The organism is Agromyces binzhouensis (assembly GCF_004135055.1).
Classification (GTDB): domain Bacteria; phylum Actinomycetota; class Actinomycetes; order Actinomycetales; family Microbacteriaceae; genus Agromyces; species Agromyces binzhouensis.
Genome location: NZ_SDPL01000292.1, coordinates 1 through 4,021, shown reverse-complemented (window position 1 = coordinate 4,021; position 4,021 = coordinate 1). Strand labels below are relative to the sequence as shown.

At 71.3% G+C, this 4,021-nt stretch carries 4 protein-coding genes; 2 read left to right on the top strand and 2 right to left on the bottom strand.

All coding sequences use genetic code 11. The features are described 5' to 3' along the window. Window positions 1-61: 61 nt before the first annotated feature. Window positions 62-892, bottom strand: coding sequence for an alpha/beta fold hydrolase (locus ESO86_RS12770; RefSeq protein WP_129235368.1), 831 nt, complete (start codon window positions 890-892; stop codon window positions 62-64). Window positions 893-1,019: 127 nt separating this feature from the next. Between ESO86_RS12770 and ESO86_RS12765 the strand changes: the two genes are divergently transcribed. Beyond that, window positions 1,020-2,564 (top strand): peptide MFS transporter, encoded by a 1,545-nt coding sequence (locus tag ESO86_RS12765; protein ID WP_129235367.1) that lies wholly within the window; start codon window positions 1,020-1,022, stop codon window positions 2,562-2,564. Between the two features lie 42 nt (window positions 2,565-2,606). Next, entirely contained in the window at window positions 2,607-3,419 is an 813-nt protein-coding gene (locus tag ESO86_RS12760) for a polyprenol monophosphomannose synthase (protein WP_129235366.1), read from the top strand. On the opposite strand, the gene ESO86_RS12755 is transcribed toward ESO86_RS12760, so the two are convergent. Next, window positions 3,371-4,021 (bottom strand): ROK family protein (locus tag ESO86_RS12755; protein WP_165307785.1); only part of this gene is annotated, 651 nt, incomplete at its 5' end. The two genes, ESO86_RS12760 and ESO86_RS12755, sit on opposite strands and share 49 nt — an antisense overlap.

Sequence of the window (4,021 nt, the reverse complement as noted above, 5' to 3'; positions counted from 1 at the left end):
TGACGCGCGGCGCCCGCGCCCCCGGGGGTCGGGCGCCCGCGCGCCGGCCGCGGCATCCGCCCTACGACGCCACGAACGTCAACAGCGCCGCGTTGATCTCCGCGGCGTGCGTCCACAGCATGCCGTGCGGTGCGCCCTCGATCTCGATGTACTCGGCCGACGGGAGGAGCGGGCGGAAGCGCCGCGCGGTGGCGTCGATCGGGAGGATGCGGTCGGCGGTGCCGTGCACGATGAGCACGGGCACGTCGATGCGCTCGATGTCGCCGCGGAAGTCGGTGAGCCAGGTGTCGACCGCGGCCGACGCGGCGTACCAGCCCGCACCGACCGCCGTGCCCCAGCTCGCGCGGACCGCGGCCTTGGAGATGCGCGATCCGAGGTTCTCGTCGAGGTTGTAGAAGTTCTCGAAGAAGCCGTCGAACCACGCGAAGCGGTCGCCCTCGGCCTGGGACTTCAGCCCGTCGAAGTCGGGTGCGGCGCCGTCGGGGTTGTCGTCGGTCTGCCGCAGGTACGGCTCGAGCGAGCCGAGGAACGCGGCCTTCGCGATGCGGTCGCTGCCGTACGCGCCGAGGTAGCGGCCGACCTCGCCCGTGCCCATCGAGAAGCCGACGAGCGTGACCTCCGTCAGCTCGAGCGCATCGAGCAGCGTCTTCAGGTCGGCGGCGAACGTGTCATAGTCGTAGCCGATCGCGGGCTTCGACGATCGGCCGAAGCCCCGCCGGTCGTACGTGACGACGCGGTAGCCCGCGCCGAGCAGCACACGGGCCTGCTTCTCCCATGACGCCCCGTCCAGCGGGTAGCCGTGGATGAGGACGACGGGTCGGCCCTCGCCATGGTCCTCGTAGTAGAGCTCGATGGGAGCGGAGTTCTCGGTCCCGACGGTGATGTACGGCATGTGCGGTGTCCCCCTGCGGTCGTGGTGCCGCGGCAAGTCCAGCACCCGAGGTCCGGTGCGACAAGGCCCCGCGACGGATGCCTCGGCCTCTGCCCGCGCGAGGCGATCGGGTGTAGGGTGCGGGGCCATGCGAGACGACGATCGTCCGACGGGGGAGAGCGACGAGTCGACGGCCGGCGCGGGGGCGAGCGCAGGGGTGACGGCGCCGCCGACCGAGGCCGGCCATCCCGACGAACGCGCCGACCGCGGCTTCTTCGGCCAGCCTCGGGCACTGGCGCACATCTTCGGCGTGGAGATGTGGGAGCGGTTCAGCTTCTACGGCATGCAGTCGATCCTGCTGCTCTACCTGTACTTCTCGGCCTCCGAGGGCGGCCTCGGCATGGAGCAGAGCGCCGCGGCCGGGATCGTCGGCGCGTACGGCGGCGCCGTGTACCTGTCGACGATCCTCGGCGCCTGGATCGCGGATCGGATGCTCGGCAGCGAGCGGGTCCTCTTCATCTCGGCGATCGTGATCATGGCGGGGCACATCGCCCTGGCGCTCCTCCCGGGCTTCATCGGCGTCGGCGTCGGCCTCGTGCTGGTCGCCTTCGGGTCGGGCGGGCTGAAGGCGAACGCCACGAGCGTGGTCGGCACGCTCTACTCGCGCGACGATCCGAGGCGGGACGCCGGCTTCGCCCTCTTCTACCTCGGCATCAACCTGGGCGCGTTCCTCGGGCCGCTCATCACCGGGCTCCTGCAGTCCACGGTCGGCTTCCACTGGGGCTTCGGTGCGGCGGCGGTCGGGATGGCCATCGGGCTGATCCAGTACTCGTTCGGCCGCAAGGGGCTGCCGCCCGAGGCATCCGTCGTGCCCAACCCGCTGCCGCGCGAGCGCAGGGGACTGGTCGTCGGCATCGCGATCGCGTCGGTGATCCTCGTCGCCGCGCTCGTGCTCACGCGCCTGGTGACCGCCGAGAACCTGGTGACCTGGGTGATCGGCGGCACGGTGGTCGCCGCGGTGGCGTACTTCATCGTGATCCTGTCGAGCCGGGCGGTCACGGCGGTCGAGCGCAGCCGGGTGTTCGGATTCATCCCCCTGTTCATCGCGAGCGTGGCCTTCTGGTCGCTGTACCAGCAGCAGTTCACGGTGCTCACGATCTACTCGGACGAGCAGTTGGACCGGAACCTGTTCGGCTGGGAGATGCCGATCTCGTGGGTGCAGTCGATCAACCCGGTCTTCATCATCCTGCTCTCCGGGGTCTTCGCTGCGATCTGGACGAAGCTCGGCGATCGGCAGCCGTCGACGCCCGTGAAGTTCGCACTCGGGACGACGGTCATGGGCGTGGCGTTCCTCCTCTTCATCCCGTTCGCAGGCGGTGGAGCGAACTCGACGCCGCTGCTGGCGATCGTCGGCATCCTGTTCGTGTTCACGGTCGCCGAGCTGCTGCTCTCTCCCGTCGGACTGTCGGTCGCGACGAAGCTCGCGCCCGAGAAGTTCCACACGCAGATGGTGGCGCTGTTCTTCCTCTCGGTCGCCCTCGGCACGGCGGTCGCGGGGCAGCTGGCGGAGTTCTACACGTCGGTGCCGGAGGCGATCTACTTCGGGGTGCTCGGCGCGATCGCCATCGTGCTGGGCGGGGCACTCGCGCTCGCGACCCGACCGGTGCTGCGGCTCATGCACGGGGTGCGCTGACGGTTCGTCGCCCGCCACCGTGGCCCGGTACGATTCCCTTTCATGTCGTCGCGCGATGAGGAGGAGTCGGTGAGCGGACCGCTCGTGGTGATCCCCACGTACGACGAACGCGAGAACCTGCCGGGGATCATCGCGCGCGTGCGCGCCGCGGTGCCGACGGCGTCGGTCCTCGTCGTCGACGACGGGTCGCCCGACGGCACGGGCGAGCTCGCCGACGAGATGGCCGCGGCGGATGCCGCGGTCGACGTGCTCCACCGGAAGGGCAAGGAGGGCCTGGGTGCGGCGTACCTCGCCGCCTTCGACTGGGCGCTCGAGCGAGGCTTCGACCCGATCGTCCAGCTCGATGCCGACGGCTCGCATCTTCCGGAGCAGTTGCCGGCGCTCCTCGACGCGCTCGAGGCGACGGATGCCGCGGGGCGCGCACCCGACGTCGTGATCGGGTCCCGCTGGGTGCAGGGCGGTTCGGCGGTGAACTGGCCGCGTCGGCGGATCTGGCTCTCGAAGACCGGCAGCACCTACTCGCGGTGGATGCTCGGACTGCCCGTGAAGGATGCGACCGCCGGGTATCGGGCGTACCGTGCCGACGCGCTCCGTGCGCTGCACCTCGAGGACGTGCACACGAAGGGCTACGGCTTCCAGGTGGACATGACCTGGCACGCGGTCATGGCGGGGCTCCGGGTGGTCGAGGCGCCGGTCACCTTCGTCGAACGCGAGCGAGGGCGCTCCAAGATGAGCGCGGCGATCGTGATCGAGGCGATGGCGCGGGTGACGGCCTGGGGAATCGCCCGCCGGTTCCGCCCGGGCCGTCAGGCGACGTCGGAGACCAGCGAGGCCCGGAGGCCGTCGCGCGCCTGACCGCGCGCGCCCACGAGTCCGAGATCATCACCCGAGGTCCCTGCCACGAGGCGGGGGATCGCGTCGAGCGCACCGCCGCCGAGCTTCGGCCGGTTGTCGCGGAACGCCGCATCGATGTCGGCGCACAGGGGCGCCCACCACCCGCCGACGACGACCACGTCGGGATCGATCGTGGGCACCACGACCTGCAGGGCCCGGCCGATCCACAGCGCCGCGTCGAGCCACGCCCATCGTGCGCGGTCCTCGGAATCGGCGATCCGCCCGGCCAGTTCCGCCATCGCCGCCCTGCGGCCGTACGTGAGCTCGAAGTCCTGCAGTTCGGCCTTGGCGAGGACGACGCCCGGTGCGGCGACGGTCGCGAGGCATCCGCGCTGGCCGCACTCGCACTTGACGCCGTTCGGGACGATCGGGAGGTGGCCGAACGTCGCCGCGAGCCCGTGCGCACCCGCGTAGGGCGCCCCGCGCACGACGATCGCCGCGGAGACCTGCGCGTCGCCCGAGACGTGGAGCACGATGTCGTCGCGTCGTTCGGCGGCGTCGCCGGCGGCGCGCGCGGATGCGGCCGTGCGCAGCACGGGCGGGGACACGAGGTCGTGCTCGAT